The sequence below is a fragment of the Puniceibacterium confluentis genome, assembly GCF_007923445.1.
GTDB lineage: Bacteria > Pseudomonadota > Alphaproteobacteria > Rhodobacterales > Rhodobacteraceae > Puniceibacterium > Puniceibacterium confluentis.
On record NZ_VOJI01000021.1, the window covers coordinates 27,756 to 48,375 of the forward strand.

At 64.3% G+C, this 20,620-nt stretch carries 16 protein-coding genes; 7 read left to right on the forward strand and 9 right to left on the reverse strand.

Going from position 1 to position 20,620, the window contains the following annotated elements; translation table 11 throughout:
- The first annotated feature begins 100 nt into the window (after positions 1 to 100).
- The gene (locus FOY53_RS18260) at positions 101 to 763 is read left to right on the forward strand and encodes a helix-turn-helix transcriptional regulator (RefSeq protein WP_146591544.1); all 663 of its coding nucleotides are present in this window, start codon (positions 101 to 103) and stop codon (positions 761 to 763) included.
- Between the two features lie 33 nt (positions 764 to 796).
- On the opposite strand, the gene FOY53_RS18265 is transcribed toward FOY53_RS18260, so the two are convergent.
- From FOY53_RS18265 to FOY53_RS18275, 3 genes are all read right to left on the reverse strand, one after another.
- A complete protein-coding gene (locus FOY53_RS18265) occupies positions 797 to 1,882 on the reverse strand; it encodes an ABC transporter ATP-binding protein (protein ID WP_246107462.1) in 1,086 nt (361 codons plus the stop codon).
- A 166-nt stretch (positions 1,883 to 2,048) separates the two neighbouring features.
- Positions 2,049 to 2,591: an RSP_2648 family PIN domain-containing protein gene (locus FOY53_RS18270; RefSeq protein WP_146591549.1), complete on the reverse strand. Its 543-nt coding sequence runs from the start codon at positions 2,589 to 2,591 to the stop codon at positions 2,049 to 2,051.
- Positions 2,588 to 3,784 (reverse strand): RSP_2647 family RNA methyltransferase, encoded by a 1,197-nt coding sequence (locus FOY53_RS18275; RefSeq protein ID WP_146591551.1) that lies wholly within the window; start codon positions 3,782 to 3,784, stop codon positions 2,588 to 2,590. Before FOY53_RS18275 ends, FOY53_RS18270 begins: the two co-directional genes overlap by 4 nt.
- A 288-nt stretch (positions 3,785 to 4,072) precedes the next feature.
- Here FOY53_RS18275 and edd point away from each other — a divergent pair, with 288 nt between their 5' ends.
- The 5 genes from edd (at position 4,073) to typA (ending at position 11,031) form a co-directional block, all read left to right on the forward strand.
- Positions 4,073 to 5,878, forward strand: coding sequence for a phosphogluconate dehydratase (gene edd / locus FOY53_RS18280; RefSeq protein ID WP_146591553.1), 1,806 nt, complete (start codon positions 4,073 to 4,075; stop codon positions 5,876 to 5,878).
- A gap of 69 nt (positions 5,879 to 5,947) precedes the next feature.
- A complete protein-coding gene (locus FOY53_RS18285; RefSeq protein WP_146591555.1) occupies positions 5,948 to 6,592 on the forward strand; it encodes a bifunctional 4-hydroxy-2-oxoglutarate aldolase/2-dehydro-3-deoxy-phosphogluconate aldolase in 645 nt (214 codons plus the stop codon).
- A 443-nt stretch (positions 6,593 to 7,035) separates the two neighbouring features.
- The gene (locus FOY53_RS18290) at positions 7,036 to 8,574 is read left to right on the forward strand and encodes a trimethylamine methyltransferase family protein (protein WP_146591557.1); all 1,539 of its coding nucleotides are present in this window, start codon (positions 7,036 to 7,038) and stop codon (positions 8,572 to 8,574) included.
- A gap of 244 nt (positions 8,575 to 8,818) precedes the next feature.
- Positions 8,819 to 9,148 (forward strand): DMT family transporter, encoded by a 330-nt coding sequence (locus FOY53_RS18295; RefSeq protein ID WP_146591559.1) that lies wholly within the window; start codon positions 8,819 to 8,821, stop codon positions 9,146 to 9,148.
- A gap of 65 nt (positions 9,149 to 9,213) precedes the next feature.
- A complete protein-coding gene (typA, locus tag FOY53_RS18300; RefSeq protein WP_146591561.1) occupies positions 9,214 to 11,031 on the forward strand; it encodes a translational GTPase TypA in 1,818 nt (605 codons plus the stop codon).
- On the opposite strand, the gene FOY53_RS18305 is transcribed toward typA, so the two are convergent.
- The 4 genes from FOY53_RS18305 to recA form a co-directional block, all read right to left on the reverse strand.
- Positions 11,028 to 11,489 carry an MOSC domain-containing protein gene (locus tag FOY53_RS18305; protein WP_146591563.1) on the reverse strand — a complete coding sequence of 154 codons (462 nt, stop codon included), beginning with the start codon at positions 11,487 to 11,489 and terminating at the stop codon, positions 11,028 to 11,030. The genes typA and FOY53_RS18305 overlap by 4 nt on opposite strands.
- 16 nt (positions 11,490 to 11,505) lie before the next feature.
- Positions 11,506 to 11,793, reverse strand: a complete 288-nt coding sequence (locus tag FOY53_RS18310) for a DUF1330 domain-containing protein (protein ID WP_146591565.1) — start codon at positions 11,791 to 11,793, stop codon at positions 11,506 to 11,508.
- 3 nt (positions 11,794 to 11,796) lie between these two features.
- Positions 11,797 to 14,457 carry an alanine--tRNA ligase gene (gene alaS / locus FOY53_RS18315; RefSeq protein WP_146591567.1) on the reverse strand — a complete coding sequence of 887 codons (2,661 nt, stop codon included), beginning with the start codon at positions 14,455 to 14,457 and terminating at the stop codon, positions 11,797 to 11,799.
- 300 nt (positions 14,458 to 14,757) lie between these two features.
- Positions 14,758 to 15,837 carry a recombinase RecA gene (gene recA, locus FOY53_RS18320; RefSeq protein ID WP_146591569.1) on the reverse strand — a complete coding sequence of 360 codons (1,080 nt, stop codon included), beginning with the start codon at positions 15,835 to 15,837 and terminating at the stop codon, positions 14,758 to 14,760.
- A 181-nt stretch (positions 15,838 to 16,018) separates the two neighbouring features.
- Between recA and FOY53_RS18325 the strand changes: the two genes are divergently transcribed.
- Positions 16,019 to 16,624, forward strand: coding sequence for a gamma-glutamyl kinase (locus FOY53_RS18325; protein WP_146591571.1), 606 nt, complete (start codon positions 16,019 to 16,021; stop codon positions 16,622 to 16,624).
- On the opposite strand, the gene FOY53_RS18330 is transcribed toward FOY53_RS18325, so the two are convergent.
- Together FOY53_RS18330 and FOY53_RS18335 are read right to left on the reverse strand one after the other, a co-directional pair.
- Positions 16,609 to 18,864 (reverse strand): ATP-binding protein, encoded by a 2,256-nt coding sequence (locus tag FOY53_RS18330; protein WP_146591573.1) that lies wholly within the window; start codon positions 18,862 to 18,864, stop codon positions 16,609 to 16,611. The two genes, FOY53_RS18325 and FOY53_RS18330, sit on opposite strands and share 16 nt — an antisense overlap.
- Before the next feature lie 176 nt (positions 18,865 to 19,040).
- Entirely contained in the window at positions 19,041 to 20,192 is a 1,152-nt protein-coding gene (locus FOY53_RS18335; RefSeq protein WP_146591575.1) for an RsmB/NOP family class I SAM-dependent RNA methyltransferase, read from the reverse strand.
- Positions 20,193 to 20,620 lie beyond the last annotated feature (428 nt).

Here is a 20,620-nt window from a genome sequence, read left to right on the forward strand (position 1 = left end):
AGCATTTGAGCGCGCCGTATGTCAAGAGGTTGTCAGCTGACAGGTTTTTGTCAGTATTCGGTCAGATCGACAGCCGAATCACCCTATGCAAAGGCACCCGATGAAACGCGCAGACCGCCTCTATGCCCTGATGATGCGCCTCAAGGACGGAGACCTGCACCGCGCCGAAGACCTTGCCGAGGCGCTTGGGGTGTCGGTGCGCACCATCTACCGTGACATGGACACGCTGGCGGCCTCGGGCGTTCCGGTCGAAGGCGCCCGTGGACACGGCTATACCGCCCGTGCGGCCATCACCCTGCCGCCGCTGAACCTGACCGAGACAGAGCTCGAGGCCCTGCATCTGGGCCTGGCCGCCGTTGGCGCCGGTGCCCTGCCCGACCTCGCCGATGCGGCGCGCGGGCTCAGCGCCAAGATCGACGCCGTCCTGCCGCAGGATGCCGGACCTGCACCGGGTCGTTTCGGCTTTGCCACCTACCCCTTTGCCGAAGCGGCGCAGGGCTTTCGCCATATGCCGGCGTTCCGGTCCGCGATCCGCGCGCGGCAAAAGCTCATGGTGACACTGGCGGATGCCAATTCTGCACATGTCGTCCGCCCGTTGCACATCGATTACTGGGGCCGGATCTGGACCTGTGTTGTCTGGGATGAAACCACCCGGGATTTTGCAAGTTTCCGCATCGACAGGATCACGGCGCTCAGCACCGTTCCGGGTCTGTTTGTCGACGAACCGGGAAAGCGGCTGAAAGACTACGTTCCCGCCAGCTGAACGCCACCGTTTCGGTGGATGCGCCGACAGTCATCACCCCTTGCGGGGAAAGATGAAGCAGCGGTCGCGCCGAACGGTCAACCACATGGCGACGCCGACCTTGGGCAGGAAGACGTTCGGAACTGTCGCCTTCAGCACTTCGTTGTCATGATCCATGCGGAACTCGACAAGGCTTTCCGAACCCATGAACCGCGCCCGCTCGACGATGCCGCGCGCCGGACTGCCTTGCAGCGGCGTCGGGTTCGGACCGCGACCGGCGCGGTCAAAATCAATGCCGACATGTTGCGGCCGGAACACGATGTCCACCGCGCTGCCATCCGCGAAGCCCGGCGCCAGGAACTGACCAAAGGCGGTGTCCACAAGAGCGCCCTGAACAACCCCTTCCAAGACGTTAATATCACTGAAGAAAGCGACCGCTTCCTTGTCGGCCGGCGCCTTGTAGATGTTGTAGGGCGCGCCGCGCTGCACGATCCGTCCGTCGCGCATCAGCGCGATTTCGTCGGCCATGCGCATCGCCTCTTCGGGCTCGTGGGTGACCAACAGCACGCTGGTGCCCTCTTCCTTGAGCAGAGCCAGGGTTTCATCGCGGATGCCGTCGCGCAGCCGGTTGTCGAGCCCGGAAAACGGCTCGTCCATGAGCATCACCCGGGGACGGGGCGCCAGCGCCCGCGCCAGCGCGACCCGCTGTTGTTCTCCTCCCGACAGGGCATGAGGATAGGCGTCGATAAAGTGAAACAGTCCCACACGTTCAAGAAGTTCCGAGACTCGCCTGCGTTTTTCGGCTTTGGTGCCGCTCAGACCAAAGGCGACATTGTCCCCCACGGTCAGGTGCGGAAAAAGCGCAAAATCCTGGAACATCAATCCGATCGAGCGGCGCTCGGGCGGCACACGGAACTGGGTGTCGCAAATCAGATTCCCATCGACATAGATTTGCCCGGTGTCCTGCATTTCGACGCCGGCGATCATCCGCAACGTCGTCGATTTGCCACACCCCGAGGGCCCCAGAAGACAGGTGACATCGCCCGGCAGAATGCTCAGCGAGACATCATTCACCACCGCCTTGCCATCAAAGCGGCGGACCAGATTTCGGATTTCCAGTCTCGGGGGGGGTACGCTCACGCCTGCCTCGCATTGTATCCGATGAAATTCATCGGGTTTCAGGCGGATTAGCAGCCGGTGCGCCGCTCTGCAACCCATGCACCGGATCGCATCGGGTCCGGGCCGGAAACTTCCACAGGAATCCCTTTATTTCCAAGTCAGTAGCAAAAGTTTCCCGGGCGCAGCATTATCCGGAAACAGCCTTGGCCAACCGCGGCAGTCGCGCCTTTTTCAGCAAGGCCCACATCTCCCAATCCTTGCCGGAGAGCCGCTGCGCTTCGGCCAACACATCCGCGCAGACTGTCGCGACCCTCTCGGGATGTGCCTGCCAGTGCCCCAGCAGAAAGGCGTCCGGATCGGCGCGGCTCAGCCCCTCGTCGGCCAGAACGTTGCGCGGAAAATCAGACGCATTCAGCGTCAGGATCACATCCGCCGAACCGGACACCGCCGCCGCCAGCACATGCACGTCATTGGGATCCGGCAGCCACAGGCCCGCTTCAAGGGACGGCTTCCACACGACCTCGGCCCGGGGCCATTGCACCCGCAGCAGCGCAATTTCAGCACGCGCCTGCGCTTCGCCGCCCGGTCCCAGCTTGCGCGCCGCCCGCGCCCATTCCTCAAGAATGCGCGCGGACCAGAGTGGCGTAAACGCGCCGGTGGCCGCAACGCCCAGCACAACCGACCGCATCACCGTCGGATACATCACACAGGTGTCGATCAGAACCTTCACAACCGGAAGAACAGCGCCTTGAGGTAACCGCTTTCTGCCAATTGCGGCATCAGCGGATGGTCCGGCCCGGCAAAGCCAGTGTGCACCAGTTGGGCGCGTCGTCCCGCACGACCGATTCCGCGCAGGCAAGCACCTGTAAACACGGTCAGGTCCGCCGCATGACTGCAAGAACACAGAACCAGATAACCGCCCTCCTGCACCAGCCCGGCCGACAGCCGCGCCACCCGCTCATAGGCTCTGAGCCCCTTTTCCAGTGCCGGTTTGGACGGGGCAAAGGCGGGCGGGTCGCAGATCACCAGATCGAATCGCGCATCTTCCTCGGCCAGCCCCATCATCACGTCAAAGGCATCGCCCTGGCGGGTGGCAAACCGATCGCCCGCCGCCATCTGCGCCGCGGCGTCAGAGGCCAGCGCCAGCGCCGGAGCGGATCCATCGACCGCAAGCGCCGACTCGGCCCCGCCCGCCAGAGCCGCAAGGGCAAAGCCGCCAACGTGGGAAAACACGTCCAGCACCCGCGCGCCGCCTGCCAGACGCGCGGCAAACGCATGGTTGGAACGCTGGTCAAAAAACAGTCCCGTCTTCTGTCCGCCCGTGACATCAGCCAGATAGGTGGCGTCGTTCATCCGCACCGGCAACGGCGCTGCGGGGGCCGTGCCGACCAGAACCGCATCGACATCGTCCAGCCCTTCCAGAGTGCGGCCACGGCCACCGGCATTCTTGAGAACGGTGGTCACTCCGGTGACGTCGACCAGCGCTTCCACCATCGCCTCCAGGTACAGGTCCGCCCAGGCGGCATTCGGCTGCACCACCGCCAGATCACCGAACCTGTCGATGATCACGCCGGGCAAACCATCGGCTTCGGCATGGATCAGCCGGTAATAGGGCGTATCGAACAACCGTGTGCGCAACGCCAGAGCGTGGCTGATCCGCTCGGCGAACCAAGCCTTGTCCGGTGCCTGTGTGCCCGCCGGATCCAGCATCCGGCACATGATCTTCGAGGCCGGATTGACCGCGACCAGCCCCATCGGCGTGCGCTCGGCATCCTCCAGCAGCGCGACACTGCCCGGTGGCAGCGCACCGGTGCGGCGGTCGACGACCATTTCGTTGGCGAATACCCAGGGGAAGCCGCGCCGCACGGCGCGGGCATTGGCTTTGGGTTTCAGGCGGACGGTGGGGAGAAGGGGCTCTGTCATGGCGCCCTCATAGACGGTCCCGGGGGCACTGGAAAGCATTCACATGCGCTGGAGACGACTCCGCAGGGACGAATCTTTGACCGGCGCAGGGTACTTTTCACCCGGCCCTTGTGGAGCGGGCAAAAATTTAGGAAAGTCTTTCTGTATTTGACGCGACGAATTCCACTGCAAATGCCTGGCACCGCATTCCGCCGCACCCGCGAAAACAGCCGCATGAGCAACCTTTACTGTTAGCGCTAACTCATCTAGTGTCGATCCGAACCGCCATTTTGGGACAAGGACAGATCCATGACCCTGCACACCACCATCGCCCGAGTCACCGACCGCATCGAAGAACGCAGCGCCGAAATGCGCAGCCGCTACCTTGATCGCATGCGCCGCGCCGCCGAAGACGGCCCGCGCCGCGCGCATCTGACCTGCGGAAACCAGGCCCATGCCTACGCCGCGATGGGGGGTGACAAACCGGCGCTCTCCGACAGCCGCGCGCCCAATATCGGGATTGTCTCGGCCTACAACGACATGCTCTCGGCACATCAGCCCTTTGAAACCTACCCCGAGATCATCCGCGCCGCTGCCCGCGCGCAGGGCGCCACGGCACAGGTCGCGGGCGGCGTGCCCGCGATGTGCGACGGCGTGACCCAGGGTCAGGTGGGCATGGAGCTGTCGCTGTTTTCACGCGACGTGATCGCGCTGGCTGCGGGCATCGGCCTGTCGCACAACGTCTTTGATTCGGCGCTTTACCTCGGGGTCTGCGACAAGATCGTGCCCGGCCTGATCATTGCCGCGGCAACCTTCGGCTATATCCCCGGCATCTTCCTGCCCGCCGGGCCGATGACCTCCGGTCTGCCGAACGATCAGAAGGCCAAGGTCCGCCAGCAGTTCGCCAATGGCGAGGTCGGCCGCGACGCGCTGATGAAGGCGGAAATGGAGAGCTATCACGGCCCGGGCACCTGCACCTTCTACGGCACCGCCAACACCAACCAGATGCTGATGGAGTTCATGGGCCTGCACCTGCCCGGCGCCTCTTTTGTCAACCCGAACACGCCGCTGCGCGAGGCTCTGACCGTGGCCGGCACCGAACGCGCACTGGAAATCACCGCATTGGGCAATGATTACCGCCCGGTCTGCGACATCCTCGATGCCAAGGCCTTCGTGAACGGCATTGTCGGTTTGATGGCCACCGGCGGCTCGACCAATCTTGTGCTGCACCTCCCGGCCATGGCCCGCGCCGCCGGGATCGCGCTGGAACTGGAAGACTTCGACGAGATTTCCAACGCCGTGCCGCTGATGGCAAAGGTCTATCCCAACGGCCTGGCGGATGTGAACCACTTCCACGCCGCAGGTGGTCTGGCCTACATGATCGGTGACCTGCTGACCGAAGGCCTGTTGCATGACGACGTCAAGACCATCGCCGGCGATGGCCTGTCACTCTACACCCAGGAGCCGACACTCACGGACGGGCGGGTGACCTACGCCCCCGGCGCGGGTGCGTCGCTCAACGACAAGATTCTGCGCTCGGCCAGGGATCCGTTCCAGAAGACCGGCGGCCTGCAGCAACTCAAAGGCAATCTTGGCCATGGCATGATGAAGATCTCGGCGGTCGATCCGTCGCGCCACATCATCGAAGCCCGGTGCCGGGTCTTCCAGGACCAGAATGACGTCAAAAAGGCGTTCAAGGCCGGCGAGTTCACCGAGGACACCATTGTTGTCGTCCGCTTCCAGGGACCGTCGGCCAACGGCATGCCCGAGCTGCACAGCCTGACACCGACACTGGCAGTTCTGCAGGACCGCGGTCTCAAGGTGGCGCTGGTCACCGACGGCCGGATGTCCGGCGCTTCCGGCAAGGTTCCCTCGGCCATCCACGTCAGCCCCGAAGCCGCCAACGGCGGCCCGCTGGCCCGGGTGCGGGACGGCGATGTGATCCGGCTGGACGCGGTCAGCGGCACCATCGACTGCCTCGCCGCCGATTTCGACAGCCGTGACGCGGTCACCGCCGATCTCTCCGACAATGGCCATGGCGTCGGGCGCGAATTGTTCGACGTCTTCCGCCGCAATGTCGGACTGGCCTCGAATGGGGCTGCGGTTGTGGTCTGAACCCCTCCGGGCTTTCTTCTCTTTGAAAATACTCACTCTCCGACCTAACCAAACTTGAAAAGGGCCGTCATGCTCACCCCCAAAGATGCAAGCATCCAGTCCGAGGCACTCTGCCGCCTCGCCCCTGTTGTCCCTGTCCTCGTGATCGACGATGCCTCCAGCGCCCGCGCGCTGGCCGAGGCGCTGATCGCCGGTGGCCTGCCCGCGCTGGAAGTGACCCTGCGCACTCCGGCCGCTCTGGACGCGATCCGCGAGATGGCCAAGGTCGAAGGCGGCGTTGTCGGGGCGGGCACCCTGCTGACCCCAGCGGACGTCAGGGCCGCCGTGGCCGCTGGCGCCAAGTTCGGCGTGTCACCCGGCGCCACCGAAACCGTTCTCACCGCCTGCGAAGAGGCCGACCTGCCGCTGCTTCCCGGGGTTGCCACCGCATCCGAGGTGATGCGGCTGCTGGAACGCGGCTACACCGTCCAGAAGTTCTTTCCGGCCGAAGCCAATGGCGGCGCGCCGGCGCTCAAGGCGATCGGCGCGCCGATCCCCCAGGTCCGTTTCTGTCCGACCGGCGGCGTCTCGCTGAAGAACGCCAACGACTACCTCAGCCTGTCCAACACGATCTGTGTCGGCGGCAGCTGGGTCGCCCCCAAGGATCTGGTGGCCAAGGGCGACTGGAAAGCCATCGAAGAGCTGGCCCGCGAAGCCGCCGCCCTGCCGCGCTGAACAACCGCTCACCTGTCGCGGCGGGCGATCCGCGCGCCGCGACAGGTATTTCGGGAACCCTGCCGGACCGACCCGCGGCCGACATGGGGCCCGCCGGTATCGCTGTTCGGCCAGTCAGTGCCCAGGGCATGCCGAACGCCCCCTGCCGCAGCCACCTGCTGTTGCCGGACATGCCCCGTGCGACTGGCCGTCCATCGCCAGAGACCGGCAGAGCCGCCCCCAGGCACCGCGGCACAAAAACGACCAGCCGTCGCAAATGACACAGACAGCGCGACGATTCGGCGCAGGATGCAGTGACCCAGCTAGGATCTCTGCCCAATGGCGCGTGCCCGACTCGCACTGATTGTCAGGACCATCGGCGCCCGGCGCGGGCGCGCGGCGCGGGGGCGTCCCTGAGCGCAACGGATGACCACGCACCCTGCCCTCCTGCGAAAGATCCCGTAATGACTGTTCAGACCTCCCGCCGCTCCGGCGGCCGCGCCGCCCGCTTTTCCGCCCGCACCGCGCCTCTGGCCGATCACCTGCGCCCGGTCCGCGCCGGGCTGAGCGGCGGCCAGTACAGCCCGCTCACCGATGCCGGCGTTGCCCGCATCCATCAGGCCGCGCTGGCGGCGCTGTCCGAAATCGGTCTCGCCAATGCCCCGGCCTCGGGCATCGCGGCAATGACCACCGCCGGAGCGGTGTTGGGTCATGACGGCCGCCTCCGCTTCCCGGCGCCCCTGGTGGAAGACACCATTGCCCGGGCCAACCGGTCGGTGACGCTGTGCGGGCGCGACGCCAGACACGATCTGCACCTCAGTGGCTCGCGCGTGCATTACGGCACGGCCGGCGCCGCCGTGCACATGGTCGACGTCGACGGGCGCACCTACCGCGACAGCACCGTGCAGGACCTGCATGACGCCGCCCGCATCGCCGACCGACTGGACAACATCCACTTCGTACAGCGGCCGATGGTGTGCCGCGACATCCCCGACAACCGCGAGATGGACCTGAACACCATCTATGCCTGCTGTGCCGGCACCACAAAACATGTCGGCACCTCCTTTACCGAGGTCGCCTTTGCCCGTGATGCGCTCGAGATGCTGCACATCATCGCGGGCGGCGAGGACGCCTGGCGTGCGCGTCCCTTCGTGAGCAACTCCAACTGCTTCGTGGTGCCGCCGATGAAATTCGCCACCGAATCCTGCGAGGTGATGGAAACCTGCATCCGCGGCGGCATGCCGGTGCTGCTGCTCTCGGCCGGCCAGGCCGGCGCCACGGCGCCCGCCTCGATCGCCGGCGCCATCGTGCAGGCGGTGGCGGAATGCCTCGCCGGTCTGGTCTATGTCAACGCCATCGCGCCCGGGCATCCGGCGATCTTCGGCACCTGGCCGTTTGTGTCGGACCTGCGCACCGGCGCGATGTCGGGCGGATCCGGCGAACAGGCGCTTCTCACCGCCGGCTGCGCGCAGATGCACCGGCATTACGCCCTGCCCGGCGGCGCCGCCGCCGGAATCGCCGATGCCAAACTGCCCGACATGCAGGCCGGCTGGGAGCAGATGTGTTCCAACGTCATGGCGGGCCTGTCCGGGCTCAACATGGTCTACGAGGCGGCGGGCATGCACGCCTCGCTGCTGGGATTCTGCCATGAATCGCTGATCCTCGGCGACGATCTGATCGGTCAGGCCCTGCGGTGCCTGCGTGGAATCGAGGTCAGCGAAGACAGTGTCTCGCTTGAGGTGATGCGCGCCACCTGCATCGGCGGGCCGGGGCACTACCTCGGCTCGGACCAGACCCTCGCCCTGATGCAGACCGATTACGTCTACCCCACCCTCGGTGACCGCACCTCGCCGAAGGAATGGCTCGAGCGGGACCGCCCCGACCTGCTGCAGCGGGCCACCGCCCTGAAGACGCGCATCCTGTCGCAACCCAGTGCGGCGCGTTTCGACGCCGTCACCGAAGCGGCGCTGCGGGCCCGCTACACCATTCACCTGCCGGTCTGAAACCCGGTCACCGTGCCGGGGGCCATCGCGCGGCGCCCCGGCGGTCACGGCGACGCATCCTCTCCGCCTCTGAACCTTTCCCGGCCCGCGGCGGTGACCACGCTGGCGGACCCTATCGAATTTGCGTATCTGGAACCAGAGCATCAGGCTGCGCCGTCGCCGTCTTCTTCTCTTGCCAAATACTCCCGCCGGAGGCGACCCGCGCCCGCAACAGGTACTGCACATGCCGTCAGAAGGATCCGTCATGCCCTATTTTATCCTCGCAATCGCGATCCTGGCGGAAACCATCGCCACCACGGCTCTGCAGGCCAGCCAGCAGTTCACCCGCCCCCTGCCTTCACTGATCGTCGTGTTGGGGTATGGCGTCGCGATCTATCTGCTCTCGGTGTCGCTGCGGACCTTTCCGGTCGGCATCGCCTATGCTCTCTGGTCGGGGCTGGGCATTGTCCTCATCGCGGTGATCGGCCTGATTGCCTTCGGACAGAGGCTCGATCTGCCGGCCATTCTCGGAATGGGCTTGATCATTGCCGGAATCGCCACCATAAACCTGTTTTCGAGCACTGCGACGCATTAGGGGCTGGCCTTTTGGCGCCCTGGCCGCTAGGCCGCGCGCAACACATCCCAAAAGGCAGACCCGATATGGACCTTCGCAACGTTGCGATCATCGCTCACGTGGACCACGGCAAGACGACGCTGGTGGACGAGCTTCTGAAACAATCCGGCACCTACCGGGAAAACCAGGCCACGACCGAACGGGCGATGGATTCCAACGATCTTGAGCGCGAACGCGGCATCACCATTCTTGCCAAGGCCACCTCGGTCGAATGGAAAGGCCACCGCATCAACATCGTCGACACGCCGGGCCACGCCGACTTTGGCGGCGAGGTCGAGCGGATCCTGTCGATGGTCGACGGTGTGGTGCTGCTGGTCGACGCCGCCGAAGGCCCGATGCCACAGACGAAATTCGTGACCTCCAAGGCACTTGCCCTGGGCCTGCGCCCGATTGTGGTGCTCAACAAGGTCGACAAGCCCGATGCCGAACCGGATCGCGCGCTGGACGAATGCTTTGACCTGTTCGCCAACCTCGGCGCTGATGAGGACCAGCTTGATTTCCCGCATCTCTATGCTTCCGGACGCTCCGGCTGGGCCGATGCCGAACTGGACGGGCCGCGCAAGAACCTTGATGCGCTGTTCAAGCTGATCCTGAATCACGTTCCCGCCCCCAAGCAGCTGAAGCGTCAGGACGAGGATTTCCGGATGCTCGCCACTACCCTGGGCAACGACGCCTTTGTCGGCCGCATCCTGACCGGCCGTGTCGAATCGGGCAAGATCAAGGTCGGCGCCACGGTGCAGGCCCTGTCGCGCATCGGCCAGAAGATCGAACAATTCCGCGTGACCAAGATCACCGCCTTTCGCGGTCTGGGCCAGCAGGACATCGAAGAGGCGATGGCCGGCGACATCGTCAGCCTTGCCGGCATGACCAAGGCCACCGTGGCCGACACCATCTGTGCACTGGCCGTGGACGAACCGCTCGAGGCGCAGCCGATTGACCCGCCGACGATCACCGTGACCTTCGGCATCAACGACAGCCCGCTGGCCGGGCGCGAAGGCAAGAAGGTGCAGTCCCGCGTGATCCGCGAGCGCCTGATGAAAGAGGCCGAATCCAACGTCGCGATCAAGATTGCCGACACACCGGGTGGTGAAGCCTTCGAAGTGTCCGGGCGTGGCGAACTCCAGATGGGCGTCCTGATCGAAAACATGCGCCGCGAAGGTTTCGAACTGTCGATCTCGCGTCCGCAGGTCATCACCCGCGACGGCGCGAACGGTGTGGAAGAGCCGATCGAAGAAGTCACCATCGACGTCGATGACGAATATTCGGGTGCGGTCATCGAAAAGATCACCGGCAGCCGCAAGGGTGAACTGGTCGAGATGAAGCCGGCCGGCGTCGGCAAGACCCGCATCATCGCGCATGTGCCGGCCCGTGGACTGATCGGCTATCACGGCGAATTCCTCACCGACACGCGTGGCACCGGTGTGATGAACCGGGTGTTCCACAGCTGGGCCAAGCACAAGGGACCGATCCCGGGCCGCCGTGCCGGTGTGCTGATCTCGATGGAAAATGGCACTGCCGTTTCCTATGCGCTCTGGAAGCTCGAGGATCGCGGCAAGTTCTTCATCGGGGCGCAGACTCCGGTCTATACCGGCATGATCATTGGCGAACATGCCCGCGAGAACGACCTTGAAGTGAACCCGCTCAAGGGCAAGCAGCTGACCAACGTCCGGGCCTCCGGCACCGACGAGGCCGTGCGCCTGACCACGCCGGTCACCTTGACGCTGGAACAGGCCATTGCCTACATCAACAACGACGAACTGGTCGAAGTCACGCCGACGTCCGTGCGTCTGCGCAAACGCTACCTTGACCCGCATGAGCGCAAGCGGATGGCCAAAACCCTCTAATCGTTCAGAACAACACTGTCCCCGCGTGCGATGCGCCCGGGGACGGTGACCGATGCACACCAGCCTCCGTGCCCGCGCATGGCGTTGTACATCCCGCGTCCCAGCATGGTTTCCATCCGCGAACACGGCGCGCAGGGACCGGTGATTTCGATCACCGCCGCTCCAAGACAGACAGACGCCCCCCGCAATGCCGAGAGATTGATGCCCGCGACCACGATGTTGCGGCGCAGCATCTGTGGCGTGACCTCCGCCAGCCCGGCCAGGGCGGCGATGACAGGAAGATGTTCGGCCTGGAGCAGCGTCAGGGCACGTTTGCCGGGCCGCGCGTGATCCCCCTCCAGACCGGAGTCCGACAGAGCGCAGGACTCGACGTCTCGCAGGTCGGCCAGCCGCGCGGCGCGCACTCCGATCCAGACGATCCGCCCCGGCGCGTGGTGACGCCGAAGCAGGTCGCGCATCAGCAAGGCCAAGGCCCTATTCGGTGATCTCGACGATGATCAGATCGCGTTCCGAGGCATCGCGCGCATGGTCAAGCGCCTCCTGATACGCGGGAGAGTGATAGCAGGTCTCGGCCGCCTCGACGCTCGGGAACCGGGCAACCACATGGCGCGCGCGTTCCTTTCCCTCGAGCGTCACATACTTGCCGCCGCGGGCGATGAAACTGCCGCCATGGGCGGCAATCGCGGGCCCTGCGAGTTTGGCGTATTTGCCATAGGCTTCGGCGTCGGTCACATGCACATGTGCGATCCAGAGTGCGGGCATAGCTTATCCTTCCAGAATCTTTGCCGCAGCGGCGATCGCGCCAACGGCATTTTCCGCGCTGGCTCCACCGCCCTGCGCCATGTCCGGGCGGCCACCGCCGCCCTTGCCCCCCAGCTCGGTGACTGCCGCGCGCAACAGGTCAACCGCTGACAGCCGGGCTTTCAGATCATCCGTGACCCCTGCCGCCACGGCCGCCTTGCCGCCGGTATCGGCGATCAGCAGCACCGCGCCCGAACCCAGCCGCGCCTTGTGTTCGTCGATCAGCGGCGGCAGATCCTTGCCCGACACGCCGCTGAGAACCTGGGCCACAAAGCGCACGCCGTTGATGGTCTGTGCTTCGACATCATTGCCCTGCCCCGTTCCACCGGACATGGCGATATCCCGGCGCAGCTGCGACACTTCGTTGCTCAGGGTCCGGCGTTCGTCCAGCAACGCCTGAACACGTTTCACGGCCTCTGGCCCGGTGACCTTGAGCATCGTTTCGATATCTGCCAGCGCCTTGTCGCGGCTGCGCAGTTCCGCCATGGCCAGCGCGCCGGTCAGCGCCTCGATCCGCCGCACCCCGGCCGACGATGCCGTCTCCGAGGTCAGGGCGAACATCCCGATGTCGCCGGTGCGCCGCACATGGGTGCCGCCGCACAGTTCCAGCGAATAGGTTGCCCCATCGCTGCCCTTGCCCGAGCCCGGCAGGGCACCCATCGACACCACCCGGACCTCGTCGCCGTATTTCTCGCCAAACAGCGCCTGCGCACCGATCGCGCGCGCATCGTCCGGTGTCATGATCCGCGTGTCCACAGGACTGTTCTGGCGGACGTATTCGTTCACCTCGGCTTCGACCTGCGCGATCTCGGCGGGGGTCAGCGCCTTGCCGTGGGAAAAGTCAAAGCGCAGCCGGTCGGGCGCATTGAGCGAGCCGCGCTGCGCCACATGGTCCCCGAGCGCGCGGCGCAGGGCCTCGTGCAGCAGGTGCGTGGCCGAATGATTTGCGCGGATCGACGTGCGGCGTGCATGATCCACCGTCAGAACCGCCGCTTGCCCCGGCTTCATCTCTCCCTCGGACACTTCGGCGAAATGGATGAACACCCCGGCCACCTTCTTGGTGTCGGTGATCCTTGCCACACCCGCCTCGGTCTTCAGGACACCCTCGTCGCCGACCTGACCGCCGCTTTCGCCGTAAAAAGGCGTCTGGTTCAGCACGATCTGCACCGTGTCTCCGGCGCTTGCCGCCGAGACCGTGCCGCCGTCCTTGACCAAGGCCAATATCTGGCCTTCGGCGGTTTCCGTGTCATAGCCGAGGAAATCCGTGGCACCGTGCTTTTCCGCCAGATCGAACCAGATCGTTGCGTCCGCCGCCTCTCCCGAGCCGGACCAGGCCGCGCGGGCCTTGGCCTTCTGTTCGGCCATCGCGGCATCAAAGCCCTGGGTTTCGACCGTGCGGCCGCGTTCGCGCATGGCATCCTGCGTGAGATCAAGCGGAAAGCCGTAGGTGTCATACAGCTTGAACGCCGCAGCACCTGGCAGCGCGTCCCCTTCGCCCAGGCCGGCAAGTTCGTCGTCCAGCAGCTTGAGGCCGCGGTCCAGGGTCTGCTTGAACCGCGTCTCCTCGAGCCGCAGCGTCTCCTGGATCAATGCCTGTGCCCGGCCCAGTTCGGGATAGGCTGCGCCCATCTGGCGCACCAGCGCCGGCACCAGCTTGTGCATCACCGGATCCTGCGAGCCCAGCATATGCGCATGTCGCATCGCCCGGCGCATGATCCGCCGCAACACGTAGCCCCGGCCATCGTTGGACGGCATCACCCCGTCCGCGATCAGGAACGAGGTCGAGCGCAGATGGTCGGCAATGACCCGATGGTGGGTCTTGCCCGGACCGTCGGGATCGCTGGACGTGGCGTCCGCCGAAGCCTCGATCAGGCTGCGCATCAGGTCGGTTGCATAGTTGTCGTTGGTGCCCTGCAACAGGGCTGCAACCCGCTCGATCCCCATGCCGGTGTCGATCGACTGCGCGGCCAGTTCCTTGCGACTGCCGTCTTCGAACTGCTCGTATTGCATGAACACGAGGTTCCAGATCTCGACAAAGCGGTCACCATCTTCGTCGGGGCTGCCCGGAGGCCCGCCCCAGATATGGTCGCCGTGGTCGTAAAATATCTCGGTGCAGGGGCCGCAGGGACCGGTCGGGCCCATCATCCAGAAGTTGTCGTTGGTGGCGATGCGGATGATCCGGTCTTCGGGTACGCCGGTCTTCTTCCAGATCTCCACCGCTTCATCGTCGGTATGATAGACCGTGACCAGCAGGCGTTTCCTGTCGATGCCAAGGTCCCTGGTGATCAGCTCCCAGGCAAAGGGGATCGCTTCATTCTTGAAGTAATCGCCAAAGCTGAAATTGCCCATCATTTCAAAAAACGTGTGGTGGCGCGCGGTGTAGCCGACATTGTCCAGATCGTTGTGCTTGCCGCCCGCGCGCACACATTTCTGTGCCGTGGTGGCGCGGGTGTAGTCCCGGCGTTCAACCCCGGTAAACAGGTTCTTGAACTGCACCATGCCCGAATTTGCAAACATCAGCGTCGGATCGTTGCGCGGGACCAGAGGGCTCGACGGCACAACCGTGTGTCCCTGTTTCTCGAAATAGCTCAGGAAAGTCGAGCGGATGTCGTTCAGGCTGGGCATCTGGTAAGGTCACTTCCGGATCATGATGACAAGGTTCGCGCAGGTGTATCGCCGCACCTGCCGCCTGTCCATAAGCCTATGACCGTGATCTGCCCTGTTGTGGGGGCCATTGCGCTGCTGCACACCGCCGGTGGCGGCGGGACTCCGGGAAACCGCCTTGTAACGGCGGCGTCGGCATCACATGCCGGAGCAACGCAAAAGGCGCCCCACGCAGGGGCGCCCGATCCGTGTCTTTTCCGTCCCGGACATGGCCGCCGGAGGCTTCAGAGGCCGCCGGGGAAACCGCGCCCCGACGGGGTGTCAGCCATCCACAAGGTCGCCGTCACCGCTGTCCGAGTCCTCTGACATGTGAAAATCCAGCCCGTGAGCCGCCCGGATCTTGTCTTCGATCTCGTTGGCGACTCGGCTGTTTTCCTTCAGGAAGGTCTTGGCATTTTCGCGCCCCTGCCCGATCCTCTCGTCGCCGTAGGAATACCAGGCACCGGACTTGTCAACGACACCGGCCTTGACACCCAGATCCAGCAACTCGCCGGTTTTCGAGATTCCCTCGCCATACATGATGTCGAACTCGACCTGCTTGAAGGGCGGCGCCACCTTGTTCTTGACCACCTTCACGCGGGTCGCGTTCCCCACAACCTCATCCCGGTCCTTGATGGCGCCGATGCGGCGGATATCCAGACGGACCGAGCTGTAAAACTTCAGGGCGTTGCCGCCGGTGGTGGTTTCCGGCGAGCCAAACATCACGCCGATCTTCATGCGGATCTGGTTGATGAAGATCACCATGCAATTCGACCGGCTGATGGAGCCGGTGAGCTTGCGCATGGCCTGGCTCATGAGACGGGCATGCACCCCCACCGAGGAATCCCCCATGTCCCCTTCGAGTTCGGACTTGGGGGTCAGCGCCGCGACCGAGTCGACGACAACCAGACTGACCGCGCCCGACCGCACCAGCGTATCGACAATTTCCAGCGCCTGTTCGCCGGTGTCGGGCTGCGAGATCAGCAGTTCGTCCAGATCGACCCCAAGCTTGCGGGCATAAAGCGGATCAAGCGCGTGCTCCGCGTCGACAAAGGCACAGACGCCGCCTTTTTTCTGCTCTTCCGCCACGCAATGCAGGGTCAGGGTGGTCTTGCCCGAAGATTCCGGGCCGTAGATTTCGATGATGCGCCCCTTGGGCAGACCGCCGATGCCAAGCGCGATGTCCAGACCAAGCGACCCTGTGGAGGTCGATTCAATGTCCTTGATGACATTGTCGCCGCCCAGCTTCATGATCGACCCCTTGCCGAACTGCCGTTCGATCTGCGCCAGAGCGCTGTCGAGCGCCTTTTGCTTGTCCGCGGTCTTCTTGCTATCCATTGTCAAAAGATCTGCCGTTGCCATGTTTTCCATGTCCTTATTCCACACCCGCATGCGGGCGACAATCGCTGCTTTCGTTCACCTCTTGTTCTCGACTATATGAGATCAAAAAGAGAACATATCAAGGTAAATTTTCCTCGTTCCACTTTTGCGGGATTTTGTTAAAGAGTGGTTTACGCCACTGTTTCGACTGCGGAGATGACAATTGCTGGTATTCTGGAAACAGCGGCTGGTCTTTCTGGCGGTGCCGAAGACCGGGACCACCGCATATGAGACAGCCCTTGCGCCTCATGCCTCGGTGAGCGTGCTGGATCCGCCAGAGCTCAAGCATGCGCCGGTCTATCGCTACAACCGTTTCTTCCGTCCGATGTTCGAGAAGATGGGTGCCGGGCAGATGGACGTGATCGCGGTGATCCGTGAACCGGTGAGCTGGCTCGGCAGCTGGTACCGTTACCGTCAGCGCCCGTTTCTAGACGGCAAGCCGACGTCAACCAGGGATCTGAGCTTTGACGCATTCGTCGAGGCCTATACCCGCGGCGATCAGCCGGCCTTTGCCAACGTGGGCAGTCAGTCGAAATTTGTCGAGCCGCGCCCGAACGGGACCGGCGTCACGCACTTGTTTCAGTACGAAAACCAGGCCGCGCTGGTGGCGTTTCTTGAGGACAGGCTGAAGGTGCGTCTGGACCTGCCGCGCAGCAATGTCTCGCTCTCTGCTCCGCTGTCATTGTCACCGCGCATCGACGCCAGGCTGCGGCGCAAGAATGCCGACGACTTTGCCCTCTGGAGTGCGGCCGGTCAGCTCAGTTGTTGATAAACTGTGTCTGTCAACTCATTCAGGGAAAAGGGTTTTGGCAGGAACACCGAATTCGGGATCCGGTTCTTGTCATCGCCAAAGACCTCTTCGGCATACCCTGACACGAAAACCACCTTCACGTCCGGCCGTGCCTCCAGGGCCTGCCGGACCCAGGTCGGACCATCCATGCCGGGCATCACCACATCTGTGACAAAGATGTCGACCAGCAGGCCCTGGTCCGCCAGGGTCTGCAACGCATCCTCTGCGGATTCGGCTTCGATGACGGTATAGCCGCGCAGGCGCAGGGCGCGCGAGGCAAAGGCGCGCACCGGCGCTTCGTCCTCTACCAGCAGAACGACGCCATTGCCCTGGCAGACCTTGGTTCTGGTCGGTTTATGTACCGGTTGCTCGGCGGCTGACTGGGCAATCTCGTGGCTGGGAAACAGCAGGGTAAAGCAACTTCCTGAACCGACAACGCTGTCGACAAAAATGAAACCGCCGGTCTGTTTCACAATGCCGTAGACGGTGGACAGGCCCAGACCGGTGCCTTCGCCGGTGCGCTTGGTGGTGAAAAAGGGTTCAAACACCTTTTGCAGCTTGTCCGTCGGAATGCCTTCCCCGGCATCCGTGACCTTGACCGACACATAGGACCCCGGCGCCACCACGGCCCGGTCGCGGGTCAGCGGTTGCTTCAGCACCAGTCGCTCTGTCTCGATCACGATGGCGCCACCGCGCGGCATTGCGTCCCGCGCGTTCACGACGAGGTTCATCATCACCTGTTCGAGCTGCCGCTTGTCACCGCGAATGGGGGGCAGCACGGGATCATGCCGCAGCGTGAGAGACACCTTTTCGCCGACCAGACGGTTGAGCAGATGTGTCAGATCGGACAATGCGTCCCGCAGGTCGAGCACTTCGGGGCGCAACGTCTGCTTGCGCGAAAACGCCAGCAGCTGGCCCACCAGCGCCGCGGCGCGGTTGGCGTTCTGGTTGATCTGCACCAGGTCGCCGTAATCCGGGTCGCCCTGATCGTGGCGCAGCAGCAGCAAATCGCAATGCCCGGAAATGGCCGTCAGCAGATTGTTGAAATCATGCGCAATTCCGCCGGCCAGCTGGCCGATGGCCTGCATCTTCTGGCTTTGCACGAACTGCGCTTCGAGTGTCTTGAGTTCGGTCGCATCGTTCAGGACCGCGACCAGCACCGGTTGCCCCAGCTCCATGACCCGGTTCAATGTCACCTGTACAAACACTTCGCGGTCCGAGCGGGTGAGGCGCAGAAATTCGGACCGGTTCAGGCTGCGTCCCGCTGCGGCGTCCTCCAGCCAGCCGCGGATGGAGCGTCCCAGCCCCTCCATGAATTCCGACATGGCACGGTCGTCGGTCGAATCCGTGTCCAGAAGCTTGCGCGCCTCGCGGTTCGACCGCGTGATCAAACCGTCCTGTCCAAGCTTGAGAAGCGCCACCGGCAGCGTTTCGAAATCGGTGTCCGGATCCGGCGGTCCGGCGGTTTCGGGTACGGCGAGCAACACCAGTTCCTGCCGCCCGGGTCCGGCATCGACCTGACTGATGAGGTAGGGGCAGGCGCCGGTCCGGGTCATCACATCATTCGGCGCGCCCGTGCGCAGCGGCAGATCGGGAATGACCTCTTCCAGCCGCTTGGGGCGTTTGCCGATCAGGATACGCGCCGCCTCGTTCATCGACAGGATTGCGCCGTTGCGCCCCAGCGTCAGGACCGGCACCTGCGGACCGTAACCCGCCGCGGCATTGGCGGCGCTTTCATCAAAGAACTCGACCCGCCACAGGATGCAGCGTTCCAGCATGCCGCGCGCGCTCATCCGGATGTGTCCGCCGCGCACCGGTACATCCTCGGTCGCCACAACAGTGTCCCTGGCTCCGGACTGCAACCGGTACAGCACCCCTGCCGGATTGGCCAGGACCGGCCGCAGCGCCGCGGCGATGGTCTGGTCGCCTTCGACGGCATAACGACTGCGGGCCGAGGCATTGGTGTAGATGATGGCGCCGTCATCATCGGTGATGATGCAGGCCGCACTGTCGCGTTCGACAAAATCCGAAATGGTCCGGAACATCCTGTTGCGCGACCAGAGCGACCACAGCATCAGCAAGCCGCTGGCCAGCGCCATGACCACGAACGCCGCGCCGGACGCCAGCAGCCCGAAACGGACTGCGTCACCGGGCGCCAGCAACGCACCCAGAAAACTGAGACCGGAAAGCGCCAGCACAAGGACCAACCGCCACAGCATGCCACGTCGGCGTGGTCCCGTTCCCTGAGTTGACAGCGTGGCGTCAAACACTCTGCATCGACCTTCCGCATTATTGCCGTCACAGAGTAGCACCGAGAAAGGTTAACCCCTGCTTAAGCTCAAATATCGCGCTCAGGTTGAGTATGTGGCAGAATCGCGGCGACGCAAGGTTTAGGTCACTCTCGGATCAGGCAGCAGACGAAAAATCCGTCTCCCCCGTCGGAAGGCAGGAACTGGCGGTGCTCACGCTGCGCCCATCCAGGATTTTCCGACAGGAACGCGGCGATCTGGCTGGCGTTCTCACTGTTCAGCAGCGAACAGGTCACATAGGCCAGACAGCCTCCGGGTCGTACCAGCCGACTGGCGTCACGCAGAATTTGCGCCTGCACCCGGTGCAAACCGGCCAGCTTTTCCGGTGTCAGGGTCCACTTGCCTTCGGGTGACCGCCGCCAGGCCCCGCTGCCGGAGCACGGGACGTCACAGAGCACCAGATCATAGGGGCCAGCGGGCTGGTCGAGAATGGCGACGTCGGCCCCGGCCCGTTCGGCCCGAACCGGCAGGTCGCGCAGGCGCGCGGGGTTTGCATCATGTGCGTCTATCGGTCCGGCCAGCCGGGCCGCCATCGCCAGAGTCTTGCCACCGCCGCCGGCGCAATAATCCAGCACCCGCTGTCCGTGTTGCAGCGGCAGCAGGTCGACGACGGCCTGACTGGCCGCATCCTGCAATTCGACCCAGCCATTCAGATATGCTGTGGACTGCCCGACCCGACGGGCGTTTCCGGTCACGACCAGCGCCAGCGCAGACAACGGGTGCGGCTGGGTCGTGATGTCATCTGCCGCGAGCGACTCGATCGCCTGTGCAACCGTGCTCAGGCCCTGGTTGACCCGCAGAAACACAGGCGCGCGGCTCCTGAGCGCCTCCGCGACGGCGGTCGCCGTCTCGCCCAGATCGGATGTCAGCATTTCGGCCAGCCAATCCGGAAGGTCCAGCGCCTCGGCCCCGGTGGGCGTCCGCCCCGCCTGGCGCTCGGTCTCGGACAGGGCGGCGGGACCATAGCCGGTGCCGGAGAAGAGTGTGTCGGGATCGGTGCCGGTCATCCGAAGCAGTCCCAGCAGAGCTTGACGGCCGCTGTCGCCGCCACCAAGCGCCGCCACACTGCGCCGCTGGCGCAGGACATCGTAGACATGGTCGCGCACCGCAGCCCGATCCTTGGATCCGGCGAACCGCGCCCCCCGCGCCCAATTGGTCAGCACCTGCTCGGCCGCCAGCTCCGGACCTATGCGGTCCAGCACCTCGATCGCCGCCTGCACCCGCGCCGCCGGCGTCACGCCCGCACCCTGCCGAAACCGAAATTACATACTGGTGACATGTTGATCTCTTCGCACTCCATGGCAGTTCACGCACGGGCATTTCCATCAGGGCGGACCCGGAACAGGCATGGCGCCGGTCAAGGGATCGGCCTGCCCTCACGGCAAGACTGACAGCCGCCAAGCCGGGTCGGGATTGCGCCTCTCGGGCCGGTCGGATTGCCAGATCACTGGTCGGGGTGACAGGTTTAGAACCTGCAACCTGACAACCGCCAGAAACCGAGCAAGGCCGCAGTTAGCAAACAGAATATGCGCAAACAAGTCAAATTCCGTGTTCTTCAGTCCAGCGGCTGACTGAGTTTCTGCAAGTCCTTGATGATGTGACCGCCCCCCGACGGCATCAATGTGCCAAGGTGGGTCTGCGATGATCCACAAAGGAGGACGGTCAT

Excerpts from the sequence above, each read along its gene's own strand:
- FOY53_RS18260 (WP_146591544.1), top strand. The coding sequence starts at position 101 with ATGAAACGCGCAGACCGCCTCTATGCCCTGATGATGCGCCTCAAGGAC.
- FOY53_RS18275 (WP_146591551.1), bottom strand. The coding sequence starts at position 3,784 with ATGACAGAGCCCCTTCTCCCCACCGTCCGCCTGAAACCCAAAGCCAAT.
- edd (WP_146591553.1), top strand. The coding sequence starts at position 4,073 with ATGACCCTGCACACCACCATCGCCCGAGTCACCGACCGCATCGAAGAA.
- FOY53_RS18285 (WP_146591555.1), top strand. The coding sequence starts at position 5,948 with ATGCTCACCCCCAAAGATGCAAGCATCCAGTCCGAGGCACTCTGCCGC.
- FOY53_RS18290 (WP_146591557.1), top strand. The coding sequence starts at position 7,036 with ATGACTGTTCAGACCTCCCGCCGCTCCGGCGGCCGCGCCGCCCGCTTT.
- FOY53_RS18295 (WP_146591559.1), top strand. The coding sequence starts at position 8,819 with ATGCCCTATTTTATCCTCGCAATCGCGATCCTGGCGGAAACCATCGCC.
- typA (WP_146591561.1), top strand. The coding sequence starts at position 9,214 with ATGGACCTTCGCAACGTTGCGATCATCGCTCACGTGGACCACGGCAAG.
- FOY53_RS18305 (WP_146591563.1), bottom strand. The coding sequence starts at position 11,489 with ATGCGCGACCTGCTTCGGCGTCACCACGCGCCGGGGCGGATCGTCTGG.
- FOY53_RS18310 (WP_146591565.1), bottom strand. The coding sequence starts at position 11,793 with ATGCCCGCACTCTGGATCGCACATGTGCATGTGACCGACGCCGAAGCC.
- alaS (WP_146591567.1), bottom strand. The coding sequence starts at position 14,457 with ATGCCCAGCCTGAACGACATCCGCTCGACTTTCCTGAGCTATTTCGAG.
- recA (WP_146591569.1), bottom strand. The coding sequence starts at position 15,837 with ATGGCAACGGCAGATCTTTTGACAATGGATAGCAAGAAGACCGCGGAC.
- FOY53_RS18330 (WP_146591573.1), bottom strand. The coding sequence starts at position 18,864 with ATGCTGTGGCGGTTGGTCCTTGTGCTGGCGCTTTCCGGTCTCAGTTTT.